Below are 15,780 nucleotides of genomic sequence, written 5' to 3'. Positions count from 1 at the left end.
GGTCACCCGATCTCGCGGGCCACGCTCATCAGGTACTGCCCGTAGCCGGACTTCGCGAGCTTCTCGCCCAGCGCGTAGCACTCGTCCGCGGTGATGAAGCCCATCCGCAGCGCGATCTCCTCCGGGCACGCGATGCGCACGCCCTGCCGGTGCTCCAGCACCTGCACGAACTGGCCGGCCTCCAGCATGGAGTCGTGCGTCCCGGTGTCCAGCCACGCGAACCCGCGCCCCAGGTCGACCAGCTGCGCCTTGCCGCGCCGCAAATACTCCAGGTTGACGTCGGTGATCTCCAGCTCGCCGCGCGCCGACGGCTTGAGGTTCCGGGAGATCTCGACCACGTCGTTGTCGTAGAAGTAGAGCCCGGTGATCGCCTTGTTCGACTTCGGCGCCGCGGGCTTCTCCTCGATGGAGACCAGCCGCCCGTCCGCGTCGACCTCGCCCACGCCGTACCGCTCCGGGTCGCGCACCGGGTAGCCGAACAGCACGCAGCCGTCCAGCGTCGCCGCGTGGTGCTGGAGCAGGCGCGAGAAGCCCTGGCCGTAGAAGATGTTGTCGCCCAGGACCAGCGACACCGAGTCGTCGCCGACGAAGTCCGCGCCGATGACGAACGCCTCCGCCAGCCCGTTCGGGTGGGCCTGCTCGGCGTACTCCACGGAGATCCCGAACTGCGACCCGTCCCCGAGCAGCCGCCGGAACAGCGGCAGGTCGGTCGGCGTGGAGATGAGCAGGATCTCCCGGATGCCCGCGAGCATCAGCACCGACAGCGGGTAGTACACCATCGGCTTGTCGTAGACCGGCAGGAGCTGCTTGGACACCGCCTGGGTGATCGGGTGCAGCCGCGTGCCGCTCCCGCCCGCCAGGATGATGCCCTTCATCGGTAGTTCGTGAACTGGAGGGCGATACCGAAGTCGTTGCTCTTGAGCAGGGCGATGACGTCCTGCAAGTGGTCCTTCTTCTTGCCCGAGATGCGCAGCTGGTCGCCCTGGATCTGCGCCTGGACGCCCTTGGGGCCCTCGTCGCGGACCTTCTTGGCGATCTCCTTGGCCTTCTCCGACGAGATGCCCTGGACGATCTTTCCTGTGACCTTGAACACCTTCCCGGAGATGGCGGGGTCACCCACCTCGAACGCCTTCATCGAGATGCCGCGCTTGACCAGCTTCTCCTGGAAGACGTCGATCGCGGCGCGGCAGCGCTCCTCGGTCTCGGACTCGAAGGCGATCGCCTCCTCGCCCGCCCAGGCCACCGACGTGCCGGTGCCCCGGAAGTCGAACCGGGTGCTCAGCTCCTTGGCGGCCTGGTTGAGCGCGTTGTCGACCTCCTGCCGGTCGACCTTGCTCACCACGTCGAACGACGGGTCTGCCACGTGCCCGATACCTCCGCGTAGGCGTGTCTGCGAACCCCGGGAAGCCTACCGGGGCCTCCCCGGTTTGAGTCGCCGCGACGGGGTTATGTATTGTCTGCACCGCACCCGGGCGACCGGGGGCGGGGCGGGTTGCCCGAGCGGCCAATGGGAGCGGACTGTAAATCCGTCGCGAAAGCTACAGAGGTTCGAATCCTCTACCCGCCACACCACAGGAAAGCCTCCGTGAGCACTGCTCACGGGGGCTTTCCCGCTTTCGGCGTCAGCACGTTCGTGTACTACCGGGCGCGATCGTCGGTGTTGGACACTCCTGCCATGAGCGCCAGGAGCAACGACCCTTGTCCGGCCTCGCCGGACGGGCAGCACTCGCGGTCCACGGTGCCGGGGCGGGACAGGTGTCAGTTCTGCGGTGTGGAGATGTGACGAGTGGGTGCTGTCCAGCTTCCGCATGACATCCGGGGTGTGCGCATGTGTGAGCACGTCGCGCCGGGGCGGTGTACGTGGTGGTGCAGTTATCGGCGTGGGGTGTTGTGCAGTGCGCCTGTGGTGGGGTTGCTCGTCCTTGCCGGGTTGGTGCGGTGGTTGGCCGCGGCCGGGGAGGAGGAGCGGGATCAGGTGATCTACGCCTTCACCGGGGTGTCGGTGTTCCTGGCGATCGTGATCCCCGTGGTGGTGTTCCTCAACCACACGCGGCCGGAGAAGGCCTGAACCACCCGGACGTAGGTGAGACCGACGCGCAAGCGCTTCCTCTCGCTTGCGTGCCGGCCTCGTGTGCAGCATAACCCATCTCGAACGTGTGTTCGAGGGTTACGCGATCGCGGCGCGTCCCGCCTCCGTCAGCTCGGCGTCCGCGCGCTCGTACAGGCCGACGGCGCGGCGGGCGCGGAGGAGGCCGGCGTGGACCAGGTCGTGGGTGGTCGTCTGGTCGCAGCAGGGCAGGCCGTCCACGTACAGGTCCGGCTCGACGCCGCCCGACAGTTGCGCCCTGCCTGCGGCGACGGCCCTCAACATGGCCCTTGCCCGGTTCGACAGCTCTCTCGCGATGGTCATGGCGACCCCCTCGCCCGTAGTGCATCCCCTTTGTCTAGTTAGGAGGTCTCGACCCATGAGTTGAGTACCCCTCGGACCGGGGTTCACTCAGGCGGACGAGACCGCTGCGCACACCTTCCCCCGCTGGGCCGTTCGGATCACGTCGCCACGCCGACCGGTTGGGCTGTTCAGTCGAACCGAAGTCGGCGCGACCTCTCGGCGCTGCCAGACCGCCGGCCGTCGTGCGGGCGCGCGAAACGCGTGTGCGGGCGACAAGACTCGAACCCATGAGCGAAATCTGGATCGCCCTGGCCGCCCTCGCGCTCGGCGTCGTCCTCGGGCTGGTGATCCGGCACAACCCCACCCGCAGGCGCCCGCGACCCGACCCCGCCGCGCGCGACCGCGTGCGCGAGGTGCTCAACGCCGCCGACGACCTCGAGTACGGCCTCAACACCGTCCTGAACTTCGGCCCGCTGTCGGCCACCGAGCTGCTCTCCGTGGACCTGCCCGCGAAGCTGGAGCGCCTGGCCGGCACCGGCGGCGTCGACCGCACCACCCTGCACGACCTCCGCACGCACACCCAGCGCATCGCCCTGCACCCCTACCCGGAACCCCGCGACCTCCTCACCGCCGTCCGCGAGGACGAGGCCTCGGTCTGGCTGGTGCTGAGGGAGGCGGTCGGCAGCGGTGCGGCACAACACCAAGCCGCCGCCAAGGCCCGCGAGTGCCTGGAGATCGTCCGAGCCGACCTCCGCGACGCCGCACCCCGGGAGATGAAGGAACTGGTGAGCGTCTAGGAGACTCCTTCTCGCCGCGCAGCGGCGCACTCGCCGCGCTCGCGCGGCGGTGCTCCCAGCACACAGGAGGGGCCTCGTGTCCCCCACCGTATGGCCTGCCCGAAGGGCTACCGCACTTCGTCGGGGTTGCAGCCGAAAGTTTTGCGAGGAACGAGCAAAAGTTTTAGCGGCAACCCCGACGAAGTGTGGTTGGCTCCGCCAGGCCATGCGGTGGGGGACACGACGCCCTGACCCCATCGGTGGTCAGCCCGCCGGCGAGGCGCTTGTGATCTTGAGAGCGCGAAGCGCGTCCAGAAGCAGCGAAGCGTCTAGAGCGCCGGCCGGCGCTGCCAAGTGGTCCACAGCGGGCGGTAGCCGTGGGAGTACCAAAACGGGGTGGAGCGGGGGTTCGGCAAGGCGTGGTGCAGCAAGGAGACCGCGACCCCGGCCTCGTCCAACAGCCGGTGGGTGTGGGCGACCAAAGCGCTGCCTACGCCGGACCCGCGAGCCGCCTCCCGCACCCCCAACAGTCCGATGTAGACCACCGGCGCGGCGGACGTCCGGCCGGCGATCCAGTCCGAGTGCGGTGGCATGTCGTAGTACAGGACGCCCAGCGGCGTGCCGTCCCGTTCCGCCAGCCACAGGCCCGGCTCGTCCCACGTCAGCCGGGCCTCGATGTGCTCGCGCAGCCGTGCCGCCGTGGACGGGCGCTCGTTGACCATGCCGAACCAGCTGTCGTACCGGACCGTCTCGACGTTCACCGACACGGCCACGTCGACGTCCGCCGCCTCCACCCGCCGGATCCGCACGTCCGGCGCACCCGCCGGCCCGCCGAGCCCGCCCCGCCGTGCCGCGGTGACCAGCAGGGGCGCGAAACCGTGCCGCACCAACACCTCCGCCGCCGCGACCGCACGACTGGGCACGGTCACCAGCGCGGCGGTGTCGGGGTCGCCGGCACCGGTCAGCGGCCAATCGCGCAGCTGGGCGTCCAGGTCGGCGTCGGGGTGCCAGGTCAGCGTGTGCGTGCGCAGGGCACCCCAGCTGGCGTTCAGCGCGTCGGCGGTCAGCTCGGTGAACGAGTACGGCTCCGGAACGGGCTTGGTGGCGGGCAGTAGCGGGTCCATGCCGGGAACGTAACGGGAGCCGTAGCCTGCGGCGGTGCGCATTTTCGTGGTGGACGCCTTCACGGACCGGGCGTTCGCGGGCAACCCCGCGGGCGTCGTGCTGCTCACCGAGGACGACGGGCCGGACGACGAGCGCTGGATGCAGTCCGTCGCCGCCGAGATGAAGCACGCCGAGACCGCCTTCGTGCGGACAAGAGAAGAAGGCCCCCTCCCGCTGCGCTGGTTCACCCCCGTCCGCGAGGTCGACCTGTGCGGCCACGCGACCCTGGCCACCGCCCACGTCCTCGGCGGCGACCGGGTCTTCACCACCCGCAGCGGCGAACTCACCTGCACGACCACCCCGGACGGCTGGGTGGAGATGGATTTCCCGGCCGACCCGGCGACGCCAATCGAGATCACAACGCCGCTCAAGGCCGGCCTCCCCGGCATCACCGTGAAGGCCGTCGCCCAAGCCGTCTCCGACGTCCTCGTGGAGGCGGCGAGCGCCCAGGAGGTCCGCGATCTCCGCCCCGACTTCGCCGCGCTCGCCGAGGTGCCCGGACGCGGCGTGATCGTCACCGCCCCCGGCGACCGACCCGGCCTCGACGTCGTGAGCCGCTGCTTCTACCCCTCCTACGGGGTCCCGGAGGATCCCGTAACCGGTTCCGCGCACTGCACGCTCGCCTCCTGGTGGGCGCCGCGACTGGGTCGCGCCGACCTGCTCGCCGAGCAGGCCTCGCCGCGCGGCGGGCAGGTCCGGGCGATCTTGAACGGTGATCGGGTACGACTCGCCGGCCGAGCGGTGACGGTGCTGGCAGGGGAGCTGATCGTGTGATCCGAACTGTTACCTTTCGTGGTAATCGGTGCAACGACCTGCCATTTCGTCGCCCAACCGGGGTACATTGGCACCCCTGGAGGGGTCTCGGTGGGTGTTCGGGACCCCTCAGTCACGCCAGGAGCTCGTAGGCCGCGACCCGGCCAACCGCGACGACGGCCGACGAGGAGGGTGGATGTCCGACCACGTGTCGGCCACGGCGCCGAACGCGCCGACCCGGTCCACGACCCGCGCGTTCAGCGTGTTCGCGGTGCTGCTCCTGCTCGCCGGGACGCTGTCCGCGGTCGCGGTGGGCTCGTGGCTGCCCGACCGGGACCCGACCGACCTCCTGTGGACCGGACCGCTGCTCGTGGTCGGGTTCCTGCTCGCCGAGCAGCTCGCCATCAACGTGGACGTGCGCAGCGGAGTGGCCTGGACCATCTCGTTCACCGAGATACCCCTCGTCCTCGGTCTGCTGGTCGCCCCGTTCGAGGTCGTGCTCGCCGCGCACGTCGTCGCGGGCGTCGGCACGCTGCTGGGCCGCCGGGTCCTCGACCGGGCCGTCTACAACGCGGGCCTGATGTTCATGGAGATCTCGGTGGCCTTCGCGGTCGCCCACTCCGTGGACCTGTTCCTGGACGGCAACGGCCCCAAGTGGGCGGGCGCGTTCCTCGGCACCATCGCCGTGCCGCTGCTGGCGAGCGTCCTGGGCCTGACCGCGCTGCGCCTGATGGGCAAGGGGATGCGGGTCGGCCCGAGCCTGCGGCTGGTGCTCCAGACCCTGGTCGTGGCGCTGCTGAACACCTCCGCCGGCCTCGCCGGCTACGAGATCGCGGACAAGGCGCCGTGGGGCGGCGTCCTGATCGTCCTGGTCTTCGCCGGCATCACCGCGATCTACCTCGCCTACTCCGGCCTGCTGCGTGAACAGCGCGACCTGGAGACGCTCAGCGAGGTCTCCCTGCGCGTGGCCCGCTCCGGCCGGCACGCCACCGGTCCGCGCGGCCCGAACCCCGACGGCGGCGACGGCCGCGCCGACGACGACGAGTGGCAGCTCATCGCGGAGCGCATCCGCGAGCAGCTCAACGCCAACCGGGTCGTGCTGCGGCTGCGCACCGACCCGCAGGCGCCGATGCGCACCCTGGTCGCCGGCGAGCCGCTGCCCCAGGGCATGCGCCGCGACGACCCGCGCCAGCTGCGCGAGGACGCCATGCTCCAGCTGCCCGGCTCGCAGGTGCGGTACTTCCGCGTCGTCGACGCCGGCGAGGACGTCACCGAGGCCCTGACCCGCCGCGACGCGCAGGAGGCGCTGGTGGTGCCGCTGCGCGGCGCGACCCAGCTGCTCGGCGCGGTCGAGGTGCACGACCGGCTCAGCCGGTGGCGCGGCTTCGGCAAGTCCGACATCCAGCTGCTGCGCACCCTGGCCAGCCACCTGTCCACCGCCGTGGACAACCGCCGCCTGCTCGCCCGGCTGCGCCACGACGCCTACCACGACCCGCTGACCGGCCTGCTCAACCGGCCCGGCCTGCGCGAGGCCGCCGCCGAACCGATGCGCCAGGCCGACCGGTCCGCCGTGATCCGCATCGACCTGGACGTGCTGTCCACCGTGTCCGACGCGCTGGGCCAGGCCTGGGGCAACCGGATGGTGGTCGCGGCCGGCCGCAGACTGCGCGACGAACTGGGTCCCGAGGTGCCGCTGGCCCGGCTGGAGGGCGGCGCGTTCGCCGCGCTGCTGCTGGACCGGCAGGCCGAGCGCATCCAGGAGATCGCCGAACGGCTGCGGGCCGCGCTGTCCGTGCCGTACCCGGTGGACCGGCTCACCGTCGAGGCGGGCGCGGTCGTCGGGTGGGCGTCCACCGCGGACTGCGAGATCGAGGACCCCGACGCCGACGCCCTGCTCCAGCGGGCCGACGTGGCCGTGCGGGCCACCAGCGAGGCCGAGCCGCTGCGCGCGTACGCGCCCTCGATGGGCCAGATCTTCCTGCGCCGCTTCCAGCTCGTGACCCAGTTCCGGTCCGCCCTGGAGAGCGGGCAGGTGTCGATCCACTACCAGCCGAAGGTCGCGCTGCCGAGCAGACAGGTGGTCGGCGCGGAGGCCCTGGTGCGCTGGAAGCACCCCGAGTTCGGCCGCGTCGACCCGGACGAGTTCGTGCCCGCCGTCGAGGCCACCGGCCTGGTGGACGTGCTGACCGACTTCGTGATGGACAAGGCGCTGGACCGGGTCCGCCGGTGGATCGACCGCGGGCTGCGGATGTCCATCGCGGTCAACCTGTCCGTGCGGACGCTGGCCGACGAGGAGTTCCCGGACCGCGTCGCCGCAGCCCTGCTCAAGCACGCCGTGCCGCCCGAGCTGCTGACCTTCGAGCTGACCGAGTCCGGCGTGATGGCCGACCCGGAGCGGGCGCTGCCCGTGCTGCGCCGCCTGCACACGATGGGCGTCGTGCTCGCGGTGGACGACTTCGGCACCGGCTACTCGTCGCTGGCCTACCTGCGGCAGCTGCCGGTGGACGAGGTCAAGATCGACAAGTCCTTCGTGCTCGGCATGGGCACCGACCTGGGCGACATGGCCGTGGTCCGGTCCATCGTCGAGCTGGGCCACTCGCTGAGCCTCACCGTGGTCGCCGAGGGCGTCGAGGACGACGCCGCGCGGGACCAGCTGGTGTCGATGGGCTGCGACGTGGCGCAGGGCTACCTGATCTCCCGGCCGCTGTCCGAGGAGCGCTTCGAGGCCTGGTTGCGTGCGCGAACCGTGCAGGTCAGGGGTGCCCGGGATGAGACGGTGCTCACCTTGGTCCACTGAAGGGACCCCCCGATTTCGTGAACCGGGCGAGGTTGTGTAGAGTTCTCCTCGCTCCGCAAGAACGAAAGAGCAAGCCCCTTTAGCTCAGTCGGCAGAGCGTCTCCATGGTAAGGAGAAGGTCTACGGTTCGATTCCGTAAAGGGGCTCCACGACTAGGCCGCGGTGCAAGCGCATGCGCGGCCAACAGTCGTGCTAAGCGGTGTAGCTCAGTTGGTAGAGCAAGCGGCTCATAATCGCTGTGTCGCCGGTTCAAGTCCGGCCACCGCTACTCGTTAGTCCGATCCCCGCCAGGCGGTAAGCCCGCACTGGGGCGCCGGGGCAGGTGTGCTCTAGAAAGGCAAGGACCGTGGCTGCAACCGACGTACGCCCGAAGATCACCCTCGCGTGCGAGGAGTGCAAGCACCGGAACTACATCACCAGGAAGAACCGGCGCAACGACCCGGATCGCCTGGAGATCAAGAAGTTCTGCCCGAACTGCAAGACCCACCGGGCGCACAAGGAAACCCGCTGAGGTTCCTGTACGACTCCGACGAGGCCCGTCCCTTCACCGAGGGGGCGGGCCTCGTCGCGTAACCTGCTCCGGTGCCTCTCGACCAGTCGTTCATCGGACGTGCGTACCCACCGTCACCCCCCTACGAGGTGGGGCGCGAGAAGATCCGCGAGTTCGCCGACGCGGTCGGCGCGACGAGCCCGGTGCACCGCGACCCCGAGGCGGCCCGCGCGGCGGGGTACAAGGACGTCATCGCACCGCCCACGTTCGCGATCATCGTGTCGCTGAAGGCCAACGACGTGCTGGTCGAGGACCCCGAGCTGGGCCTGGACTACAGCCGCGTGGTGCACGGCGACCAGACCTTCACCCACACCCGCCCCATCACCGCCGGTGACCGCCTGGTGGTGGAGCTGCACGTCGACGGCATCACGTCCCGCATGGGCAACGACATGCTGTCGATCCGGGCCGAGGTGGGCACCGACGAGGGCGAGCACGTCTGCACCGGCCGCTGCACGCTCGTGGTTCGCGGGGAGGACGCGTGAGTCTCAAGGCTTCCGAGGTCGCCGTCGGCACCGAGCTGCCGCCGCTGACGCTGCGCATCACCCGGGCCGACCTGGTCCGGTACGCGGGGGCGTCGGGCGACTTCAACCCGATCCACTGGAGCGAGCGCTTCGCGACGTCCGTGGGGCTGCCGGGCGTCATCGCGCACGGGATGCTGACGATGGGCATGGCGATCCGCGTCGTGACCGACTGGGCCGGCGACCCGGGCGCCGTGGTCGAGTACGGCGTGCGCTTCGGGCGGCCCGTGCCGGTGCCCGACGACGACGAGGGCGCCGTGGTCGAGGTGACCGGCAAGGTCGCCAAGGTGCTGGAGGACGGCACCTTCAAGGTCAACGTGACGGCCGCGTTCGAGGGCAAGGGCGTCCTGGGCGGCGCGTCCGCCCGCGTCCGCCTGCCGTAGGCGTTTCCCGTGGGGGAGCCGCCGGCGGCTCCCCCACGGGCGTTTCAGAAGCCGCTACAGAGGGCGGTGGTGCGCGGGCCGCTGGCGGTGGCCGCGCGGCGCTCCACGCCGTCCACGCTGACCTTGCAGCCCACCGAGCCGCCCTCCGGCCCCACGGTCACCGCGAGCACCCCGTCCCGCACCTCGCCGGTCACGGACAGCTCCGCCCGCCACGGGAACGCGGTCAACTCCACCTCCCGGGTCCCCGCGCCCTCCTCGGCGAACGTCGAGTACACGACCGTGGCCCGCGCGGCCTCACCGGACACCTCGTACACGACGACGGACCGGTGCTCCGGTCTCGCCACCCAGAACGCGAGGACCAGGGCGCCCAGCACGAGCACCGCCGATCCGGCGATCACGACCCACTTCCGGGCGGGCTGGTCGGACTCCGGTAGGTCCGGCTCCGTCATCGTTGGTCTCCTCGGGGGAAGATCGGTTGCTCTGAACGGATCATCGCCCACTTTCTACTGTGAGTTACTCCATTCACCCGTTGGGGTTGCGGTTGGCTGGCGCGAACGGGCCGGTGGCAGTCGAGACGAGTGACTTCCGCCACAACCGCCGCTCACGACCGGGCTGCGGCCGAGCAGGTCAGAAGTCCGAGCAACTCGCCGTCGCGAAGGGACCGGTGCCGGTGCCGGTCTTCTTCTCGACGCCGTCCACGGTGATCTTGCACGTGACGGTGCCGCCGTCCGCGCCCGCCGTCACGGTCAGCGAGCCGCCGCTGAAGAGCCCCTTGGTGGTGACCTGCTTGGTCCACGGCAGGGTCTTCAGCTCCTCCTGGTTGGTCGCGCTGCCGGTGTCGCCGAAGGTCGAGTAGGTCACGGTCGCGCCCGGCGCGTCACCGGTCACCTCGTAGACCAGGGTGACCTGCTTCTCGGACTCCTGCTTGAGCTGCTCCAGGTCGTCGGCGGCCTCGCTCGCGGCCTTGCCGAAGACGGCCACCCACAGGATGCAGACGACGAGACCGACGGCGGACAGCACGACACCGGCCACGGCGAGGCCCTTGTTGGTCGCCAGGCCGCGACTGGCCTTCGCCGCGCCCAGGCCGCCCAGGACGAGGCCGAGGATCACCAGCGGCCACGCCACGAGGCCGATGATCGGGATGAAGCTGAAGAGCAGGCCGAGGAGGCCGAGCACGAAGCCGGCGGTGCCGAGGCCGTTCTGGGGCGGTCGGGGCGCCATCGGCGGCGGGTACTGGGCCATCGGCGGCTGGGGGTAGGACATGGTGCGCTCCTCGTGCGTGCGGTGCGAACCGGTTCGGTGAACCGGATGACCGCTGCATCGGAGCGCTCGACGCCTCGTTACTGGGCGTAACCCGAATGTGTCCCCGACAAGCGCAAAGGGCACCCGAATGGGTGCCCTTTGCTACGAAAAGTGCGGGTTAGAGCGTGATCTCGCCCAGCAGGTCGGCCATCCGCGCGACGCCGGTCTTGAGGTCGTCGTCACCCAGCGCGTAGGACAGGCGCAGGTAGCCCGGCGTGCCGAACGCCTCGCCCGGCACCACGGCGACCTCGGCGTGCTCCAGGATCAGGGCCGCCAGCTGCACGGTGTCGGTGATCTCCGTGCCGCGCAGGGTCTTGCCGATCAGCGCCTTCACCGACGGGTACACGTAGAACGCGCCCTTCGGGGTCGGGCACTCCACGCCCGGGATCGCCGACAGCATGTCCACGATCGTGCGGCGCCGGCGGTCGAAGGCCTTGCGCATCTCGTCCACCGCGTCCAGCGAGCCGGACACCGCCTCCAGCGCCGCGCGCTGCGAGACGTTCGCCACGTTGGACGTCAGGTGCGACTGGAGGTTCGCGGCGGCCTTCACCACGTCGGTCGGGCCGATCAGCCAGCCCACCCGCCAGCCGGTCATCGCGTAGGTCTTGGCCACGCCGTTGAGCACGATCGTCCGGTCCGCCATCGCGGGCACGGCGACCGGCAGCGACACCGTCTCCGCGCCGTCGTAGAGCAGGTGCTCGTAGATCTCGTCGGTGATCACCCACAGGCCGTGCTCCAGCGCCCACTCGCCGATCGCGGTGATCTGCTCGCGGCTGTAGACCGAGCCGGTCGGGTTGGACGGCGAGCACAGCAGCAGGACCTTGGTCTTCGGGGTCCGCGCCGCCTCCAGTTGCTCGACGGTCACCAGGTAGTCGGTGCTCTCGTCGGCCGTGACCTGCACCGGGACGCCGCCGGCGAGCGTGATCGCCTCCGGGTAGGTGGTCCAGTACGGGGCGGGCAGCAGGACCTCGTCGCCTGGGTCCACGATGGTCGCAAACGCTTGGTAGACGGCCTGCTTGCCGCCGTTGGTGATCAGCACCTGGGCCGCGGTCACCTCGTAGCCGGAGTCCCGCTTGGTCTTCGCGGCTACGGCTTCCCGCAGCTCCGGCAGGCCGGCGGCGGGGGTGTAGCGGTGGTTGCGCGGGTCGGCGCACGCGGCGGCGGCGGCGGCCACGATCGCCTCCGGGGTCGGGAAGTCGGGCTCGCCCGCGCCGAAGCCGATCACCGGTCGACCGGCCGCCTTGAGCGCCTTCGCCTTCGCGTCGACCGCGAGGGTGGCGGACTCGGCGATACCGCCGATCCGCTTCGAGATCCGGGGGAAGTCGGGGGTGCCGGTCGGGGCGGTCGTCTCAGGTGAGGCCATGACCCCAATCGTGGCAGACCGCACAACCGACTTGGCGCCCGGCACCCCCTCTGACCGGGCCGGTTGGGAGTACGGGCCGGTTGTGCCGTATGCTTCGACACCGGGAACGTCCAGCCGCTGCCTCACGGGCCACGTGAGGAGGCTGCAAGACGTCCTCAGCCAGCGGGTTCCCCTCGGGGGACCCCGAAGGGGTGTAGCTCAACTGGCAGAGCAGCGGTCTCCAAAACCGCAGGTTGCAGGTTCAAGTCCTGTCGCCCCTGCGTCGAAGCGCGATGGTGAGCGGAGGACGGCATGAGCGAGGGCCGCGAGCAGGACCAGCCGGAAGAGCGCGAGAGCGCGGCCCGGCCGGTCACCGCCGCAGCACGCCGCGAGCGCCGGGGTTCCGCGCGCCCGGCGGGCCGCAAGGACTCCGCCGCGCCGTCCGAGGCGAAGAAGTCGGCCGAGTCCGACTCGGACGCCGCGGACCGCAAGGGCCGTCCCACCCGCGCTCGGGGCGACCAGGAGAAGCGGACGGGATTCTTCGCCCGGATCGTCCGCTACGTCCGTGAGGTGGTCAGCGAACTGCGGAAGGTCATCTGGCCGACCCGCAAGCAGATGATCACCTACACCTCGGTCGTGTTGGTCTTCGTGGCCTTCATGGTGGCGTTGGTGTTCGGCCTTGACTCGGCCTTCGCCTGGGGCGTGTTCAAGGTGTTCGGCTGAGCCGACGCCTCCCCGCCCGGGGTGGCGGTGGCGAACACGTGGATGAAAGGAAGCGAGACCCACAGTGACCTCCGAGAACGGCGTTGACGCCCAGGAGCTGACCGACCTGACCGACGAGCAGGACTTCGACGGTGATGTCGAGGACGTCGAGCAGGACGAGGCGACGGAGGACACCGCGGAGTCCGCTGACGACGCCACCGAGCCCGCTGCGTCCGAAGAGGCCGACGACGAGTCCGAGGCCGCCGCGGTCGCGCCGGTCGCCGACATCGACGCCGAGCCCGCCGACCCGGCCGCCGAGATGCGCGAGGCCCTGCGCAACGCGCCCGGCGACTGGTACGTCGTGCACTCGTACGCCGGGTACGAGAACAAGGTCAAGACGAACCTCGAGACGCGCATCCAGACGCTCGACATGGAGGACTACATCTTCCAGGTCGAGGTGCCGACCGAGGAAGTCACCGAGATCAAGAACGGCCAGCGCAAGCAGGTGCAGCGCAAGGTGCTGCCCGGCTACATCCTGGTCCGGATGGAGCTCAACGACGCCTCGTGGAGCGCGGTGCGCAACACGCCGGGCGTGACCGGCTTCGTCGGCGCGACCTCCAAGCCGTCGCCGCTGACCCTGGACGAGGTGCTGAAGTTCCTGCTGCCGCAGGTCGAGCAGAAGCCGGCCGCGGGCAAGAAGGCCGCGTCCACGCCCGCCAAGACCGCGGTCGAGGTGGACTTCGAGGTCGGCGAGTCGGTCACCGTCATGGACGGCCCGTTCGCCACGCTGCCCGCCACGATCAGCGAGGTCAACGCGGACGGCCAGAAGCTGAAGGTCCTGGTGTCGATCTTCGGCCGCGAGACTCCGGTCGAGCTGTCGTTCAGCCAGGTCTCCAAGATCTGATCCGCCGCCCTCCGGGGCGTCGGCAGCCACGCTGCGGCTGGCAGGGCCGCGCGCGGACACCGCAATAACAGGAAGCATTGAGATGCCACCCAAGAAGAAGAAGCTCGCAGCGATCATCAAGCTTCAAATCAAGGCCGGGGCTGCGAACCCGGCGCCGCCCGTCGGCCCCGCGCTGGGTCAGCACGGCGTCAACATCATGGAGTTCTGCAAGCAGTACAACGCCGCGACCGAGTCGCAGCGCGGCACCGTGGTGCCGGTCGAGATCTCCGTGTACGAAGACCGCTCGTTCGACTTCAAGCTCAAGACCCCGCCGGCCGCGAAGCTGATCCTCAAGGCCGCCGGTGTGGAGAAGGGCTCGGGCGAGCCGCACCGCGTCAAGGTCGCCAAGGTGACGATGGACCAGGTGCGCGAGATCGCGCAGACCAAGATGGTCGACCTGAACGCCAACGACATCGACCAGGCGGCGAAGATCATCGCCGGCACGGCCCGCTCGATGGGCATCACGGTCGAAGGCTGACCTCCACTCTTTTAGTTCCCCGTGGGAGAGCCACGCGCTGGCTCGCACCACAACTGATCCACTGTTAAGGACAGCAGCATGAAGCGCAGCAAGGCGTACAAGGCCGCAGCTGAGCTCGTGGACCGGGAGCGGCTGTACTCGCCGCTCGAGGCCGCGAAGCTCGCCAAGGAGACGTCCAAGGTCAAGCTGGACGCGACCGTCGAGGTCGCCATCCGGCTCGGCGTCGACCCCCGCAAGGCCGACCAGATGGTCCGCGGCACCGTGAACCTGCCGCACGGTACGGGCAAGACCGCCCGCGTGATCGTCTTCGCGACCGGCGACAAGGCCGCCGAGGCCACCGCCGCCGGTGCGGACGCGGTCGGCAGCGAGGACCTGATCGAGCGCATCCAGGGTGGCTGGCTCGACTTCGACGCCGCGATCGCGACCCCCGACCAGATGGCGAAGGTCGGCCGCATCGCCCGCATCCTCGGCCCGCGCGGCCTGATGCCGAACCCGAAGACCGGCACCGTGACGCCCGACGTCACCAAGGCCGTGACGGAGATCAAGGGCGGCAAGATCAACTTCCGCGTGGACAAGCAGGCCAACCTGCACCTCGTCATCGGCAAGGCGTCCTTCGACCCGGAGAAGCTGGTCGAGAACTACGCCGCGGCGCTGGACGAGATCCTGCGGGCCAAGCCGTCCGCCGCGAAGGGCCGCTACCTGAAGAAGGTCACCGTCTCCACGACGATGGGCCCGGGCATCCCGGTCGACCCGAACCGCACCCGCAACCTGCTGAGCGACGAAGCCACCGCCTGATCCGGCTCCCGCTCGCGTGTAGCGACCAAAGCCCCTCGGCACCCTAGGTGCCGAGGGGCTTTCGCTTGCGCTCAGCAGCTCGGCTCGGCCTGGTAGCCGGTGATCACCCAGGTCTTGTTCTCCTGCATGGACAGGACGAACCGGCCCAGCCGGGGTCCGCCGTCGACCTGGAGCTTGCAGGAGCTGACGTCGACCGAACCGCCGTTGGGCACCGCGCGCATGTCGGACGGGAAGCCGATCTGCCGGTACTGCGCGCCGTTGGTCACCTGCTTGCTCAGCTGGTGCACGGCCGTTTCGCAGTCGGGGGCGCGGAAAGCCTCGGTGAACGCCTTCTTCGCCTTGTCCTCGCTGAAGAGCAGGCACGCACGGCCGGCGTCGTCGTTCAGGATGTGCTTGTAGAGCAGTGCGACCGTGCCCTGGAGGCCGTACGGGGTCTGGGGTGCGATGACGTTCCCCTTGTCGCCGCCGCTGTCCACCGCCACCGAGCCCGGGTCTTCGCCGCCGAAGTACCGCTCGTAGAAGTACATGCCCACCAGCAGGATGATCGCCAGCAGGATCAGGCGCCGGACGAGCTTGCTGCTCAACACGACCTGCCACAGCGGCTTGCGCGGGGGCGCGGGCGGTGGGGGCGGGGGTGTCGGAGTGCCCGGCGGGAGGGCCTGGGGGGTGCCCTGGGCCTGTTGGAAGCGTTGGAACTCCTGGAACCGTTGGAACTCCTGGAACTGCCGGAGTTGTTCCGGGTCGATGTCCGGGGGCGGCGGGTTCCGTGGTGGCTCTTCGGTCACGGGTCACATCATGCCGATTTGGAGGCGTTGGGACACGTCCCGTACAGTGGTGCTCGGTTCCACCAAAGACCGCTGGTCTTCCCACGCCCTCGGGCTACGGGAA

General features: G+C 70.1%; 19 protein-coding genes and 4 tRNA genes. 15 read left to right on the top strand and 8 right to left on the bottom strand.

The genetic code is table 11. From position 1 onward, the window contains the following. Positions 1-2: 2 nt before the first annotated feature. Positions 3-875 (bottom strand): glucose-1-phosphate thymidylyltransferase RfbA, encoded by an 873-nt coding sequence (rfbA, locus tag WBN91_RS14825; protein WP_337724649.1) that lies wholly within the window; start codon positions 873-875, stop codon positions 3-5. Next, on the bottom strand, positions 872-1,363 hold the full coding sequence (locus WBN91_RS14820; RefSeq protein WP_337724650.1) for a YajQ family cyclic di-GMP-binding protein: 492 nt from the start codon (positions 1,361-1,363) through the stop codon (positions 872-874). The genes rfbA and WBN91_RS14820 overlap by 4 nt, the downstream gene beginning before the upstream one ends. Before the next feature lie 123 nt (positions 1,364-1,486). On the opposite strand from WBN91_RS14820, the gene WBN91_RS14815 reads away from it, so the two are divergent. Then, positions 1,487-1,567: transfer RNA gene (locus WBN91_RS14815), tRNA-Tyr, on the top strand. A 336-nt stretch (positions 1,568-1,903) separates the two neighbouring features. Beyond that, the gene (locus WBN91_RS14810) at positions 1,904-2,068 is read left to right on the top strand and encodes a hypothetical protein (RefSeq protein WP_337724651.1); all 165 of its coding nucleotides are present in this window, start codon (positions 1,904-1,906) and stop codon (positions 2,066-2,068) included. Positions 2,069-2,167: 99 nt separating this feature from the next. Here WBN91_RS14810 and WBN91_RS14805 read toward each other — a convergent pair whose 3' ends face one another. Then, entirely contained in the window at positions 2,168-2,410 is a 243-nt protein-coding gene (locus WBN91_RS14805) for a hypothetical protein (RefSeq protein ID WP_337724652.1), read from the bottom strand. Positions 2,411-2,676: 266 nt separating this feature from the next. On the opposite strand from WBN91_RS14805, the gene WBN91_RS14800 reads away from it, so the two are divergent. After that, a complete protein-coding gene (locus tag WBN91_RS14800) occupies positions 2,677-3,186 on the top strand; it encodes a hypothetical protein (RefSeq protein ID WP_337724653.1) in 510 nt (169 codons plus the stop codon). Positions 3,187-3,494: 308 nt separating this feature from the next. Here WBN91_RS14800 and WBN91_RS14795 read toward each other — a convergent pair whose 3' ends face one another. Beyond that, positions 3,495-4,289: a GNAT family N-acetyltransferase gene (locus WBN91_RS14795; protein WP_337724654.1), complete on the bottom strand. Its 795-nt coding sequence runs from the start codon at positions 4,287-4,289 to the stop codon at positions 3,495-3,497. Positions 4,290-4,323: 34 nt separating this feature from the next. Between WBN91_RS14795 and WBN91_RS14790 the strand changes: the two genes are divergently transcribed. The 7 genes from WBN91_RS14790 (at position 4,324) to WBN91_RS14760 (ending at position 9,330) form a co-directional block, all read left to right on the top strand. Further along, positions 4,324-5,103, top strand: a complete 780-nt coding sequence (locus WBN91_RS14790) for a PhzF family phenazine biosynthesis protein (RefSeq protein ID WP_337724655.1) — start codon at positions 4,324-4,326, stop codon at positions 5,101-5,103. A gap of 175 nt (positions 5,104-5,278) precedes the next feature. Continuing rightward, complete coding sequence (locus tag WBN91_RS14785; RefSeq protein WP_337724656.1) at positions 5,279-7,879, top strand: putative bifunctional diguanylate cyclase/phosphodiesterase; 2,601 nt, start codon at positions 5,279-5,281, stop codon at positions 7,877-7,879. A gap of 73 nt (positions 7,880-7,952) precedes the next feature. Next, positions 7,953-8,028, top strand: a tRNA-Thr gene (locus tag WBN91_RS14780). Between the two features lie 46 nt (positions 8,029-8,074). Further along, positions 8,075-8,147, top strand: a tRNA-Met gene (locus WBN91_RS14775). 78 nt (positions 8,148-8,225) lie between these two features. Next, positions 8,226-8,390, top strand: a complete 165-nt coding sequence (gene rpmG / locus WBN91_RS14770) for a 50S ribosomal protein L33 (protein WP_015105301.1) — start codon at positions 8,226-8,228, stop codon at positions 8,388-8,390. A gap of 71 nt (positions 8,391-8,461) precedes the next feature. Further along, positions 8,462-8,911: a MaoC family dehydratase N-terminal domain-containing protein gene (locus WBN91_RS14765; RefSeq protein ID WP_337724657.1), complete on the top strand. Its 450-nt coding sequence runs from the start codon at positions 8,462-8,464 to the stop codon at positions 8,909-8,911. After that, on the top strand, positions 8,908-9,330 hold the full coding sequence (locus tag WBN91_RS14760; RefSeq protein ID WP_337724658.1) for a MaoC family dehydratase: 423 nt from the start codon (positions 8,908-8,910) through the stop codon (positions 9,328-9,330). The genes WBN91_RS14765 and WBN91_RS14760 overlap by 4 nt, the downstream gene beginning before the upstream one ends. A gap of 44 nt (positions 9,331-9,374) precedes the next feature. Here WBN91_RS14760 and WBN91_RS14755 read toward each other — a convergent pair whose 3' ends face one another. From WBN91_RS14755 to WBN91_RS14745, 3 genes are all read right to left on the bottom strand, one after another. After that, the gene (locus WBN91_RS14755; protein WP_337724659.1) at positions 9,375-9,779 is read right to left on the bottom strand and encodes an MmpS family transport accessory protein; all 405 of its coding nucleotides are present in this window, start codon (positions 9,777-9,779) and stop codon (positions 9,375-9,377) included. A gap of 178 nt (positions 9,780-9,957) precedes the next feature. Beyond that, positions 9,958-10,593, bottom strand: a complete 636-nt coding sequence (locus WBN91_RS14750; protein ID WP_337724660.1) for an MmpS family transport accessory protein — start codon at positions 10,591-10,593, stop codon at positions 9,958-9,960. Between the two features lie 157 nt (positions 10,594-10,750). After that, a complete protein-coding gene (locus WBN91_RS14745) occupies positions 10,751-11,995 on the bottom strand; it encodes a pyridoxal phosphate-dependent aminotransferase (RefSeq protein WP_337724661.1) in 1,245 nt (414 codons plus the stop codon). Between the two features lie 187 nt (positions 11,996-12,182). Between WBN91_RS14745 and WBN91_RS14740 the strand changes: the two genes are divergently transcribed. The 5 genes from WBN91_RS14740 to rplA all read left to right on the top strand — a co-directional run bounded on the left by WBN91_RS14740 (position 12,183) and on the right by rplA (position 14,892). Beyond that, positions 12,183-12,255, top strand: a tRNA-Trp gene (locus WBN91_RS14740). Positions 12,256-12,286: 31 nt separating this feature from the next. Beyond that, entirely contained in the window at positions 12,287-12,697 is a 411-nt protein-coding gene (secE, locus tag WBN91_RS14735) for a preprotein translocase subunit SecE (protein WP_337724662.1), read from the top strand. Between the two features lie 64 nt (positions 12,698-12,761). Then, positions 12,762-13,580 carry a transcription termination/antitermination protein NusG gene (nusG, locus tag WBN91_RS14730; protein ID WP_337724663.1) on the top strand — a complete coding sequence of 273 codons (819 nt, stop codon included), beginning with the start codon at positions 12,762-12,764 and terminating at the stop codon, positions 13,578-13,580. Positions 13,581-13,662: 82 nt separating this feature from the next. Next, positions 13,663-14,097: a 50S ribosomal protein L11 gene (rplK, locus tag WBN91_RS14725; RefSeq protein WP_337724665.1), complete on the top strand. Its 435-nt coding sequence runs from the start codon at positions 13,663-13,665 to the stop codon at positions 14,095-14,097. Positions 14,098-14,175: 78 nt separating this feature from the next. Next, on the top strand, positions 14,176-14,892 hold the full coding sequence (rplA, locus tag WBN91_RS14720; protein ID WP_337724666.1) for a 50S ribosomal protein L1: 717 nt from the start codon (positions 14,176-14,178) through the stop codon (positions 14,890-14,892). 71 nt (positions 14,893-14,963) lie between these two features. Here the strand turns inward: rplA and WBN91_RS14715 are convergent, their stop codons facing one another. After that, positions 14,964-15,677, bottom strand: a complete 714-nt coding sequence (locus tag WBN91_RS14715) for a hypothetical protein (protein ID WP_337724667.1) — start codon at positions 15,675-15,677, stop codon at positions 14,964-14,966. Positions 15,678-15,780: the final 103 nt, after the last annotated feature.

Origin of the sequence: Saccharothrix sp. CCNWYY140, assembly GCF_037401995.1 — a bacterium.
Classification (GTDB): domain Bacteria; phylum Actinomycetota; class Actinomycetes; order Mycobacteriales; family Pseudonocardiaceae; genus Actinosynnema.
The sequence above is the reverse complement of the archived record's forward strand: the minus strand, read 5'-3'. Positions and strand labels throughout refer to the sequence as shown.

What these genes read in the sequence shown, in the direction of transcription:
- rfbA (WP_337724649.1), bottom strand. Translation starts at nt 875, where the DNA reads ATGAAGGGCATCATCCTGGCGGGCGGGAGCGGCACGCGGCTGCACCCG.
- WBN91_RS14805 (WP_337724652.1), bottom strand. Translation starts at nt 2,410, where the DNA reads ATGACCATCGCGAGAGAGCTGTCGAACCGGGCAAGGGCCATGTTGAGG.
- WBN91_RS14800 (WP_337724653.1), top strand. Translation starts at nt 2,677, where the DNA reads ATGAGCGAAATCTGGATCGCCCTGGCCGCCCTCGCGCTCGGCGTCGTC.
- WBN91_RS14795 (WP_337724654.1), bottom strand. Translation starts at nt 4,289, where the DNA reads ATGGACCCGCTACTGCCCGCCACCAAGCCCGTTCCGGAGCCGTACTCG.
- WBN91_RS14785 (WP_337724656.1), top strand. Translation starts at nt 5,279, where the DNA reads ATGTCCGACCACGTGTCGGCCACGGCGCCGAACGCGCCGACCCGGTCC.
- WBN91_RS14755 (WP_337724659.1), bottom strand. Translation starts at nt 9,779, where the DNA reads ATGACGGAGCCGGACCTACCGGAGTCCGACCAGCCCGCCCGGAAGTGG.
- WBN91_RS14750 (WP_337724660.1), bottom strand. Translation starts at nt 10,593, where the DNA reads ATGTCCTACCCCCAGCCGCCGATGGCCCAGTACCCGCCGCCGATGGCG.
- WBN91_RS14745 (WP_337724661.1), bottom strand. Translation starts at nt 11,995, where the DNA reads ATGGCCTCACCTGAGACGACCGCCCCGACCGGCACCCCCGACTTCCCC.
- secE (WP_337724662.1), top strand. Translation starts at nt 12,287, where the DNA reads ATGAGCGAGGGCCGCGAGCAGGACCAGCCGGAAGAGCGCGAGAGCGCG.
- rplK (WP_337724665.1), top strand. Translation starts at nt 13,663, where the DNA reads ATGCCACCCAAGAAGAAGAAGCTCGCAGCGATCATCAAGCTTCAAATC.
- rplA (WP_337724666.1), top strand. Translation starts at nt 14,176, where the DNA reads ATGAAGCGCAGCAAGGCGTACAAGGCCGCAGCTGAGCTCGTGGACCGG.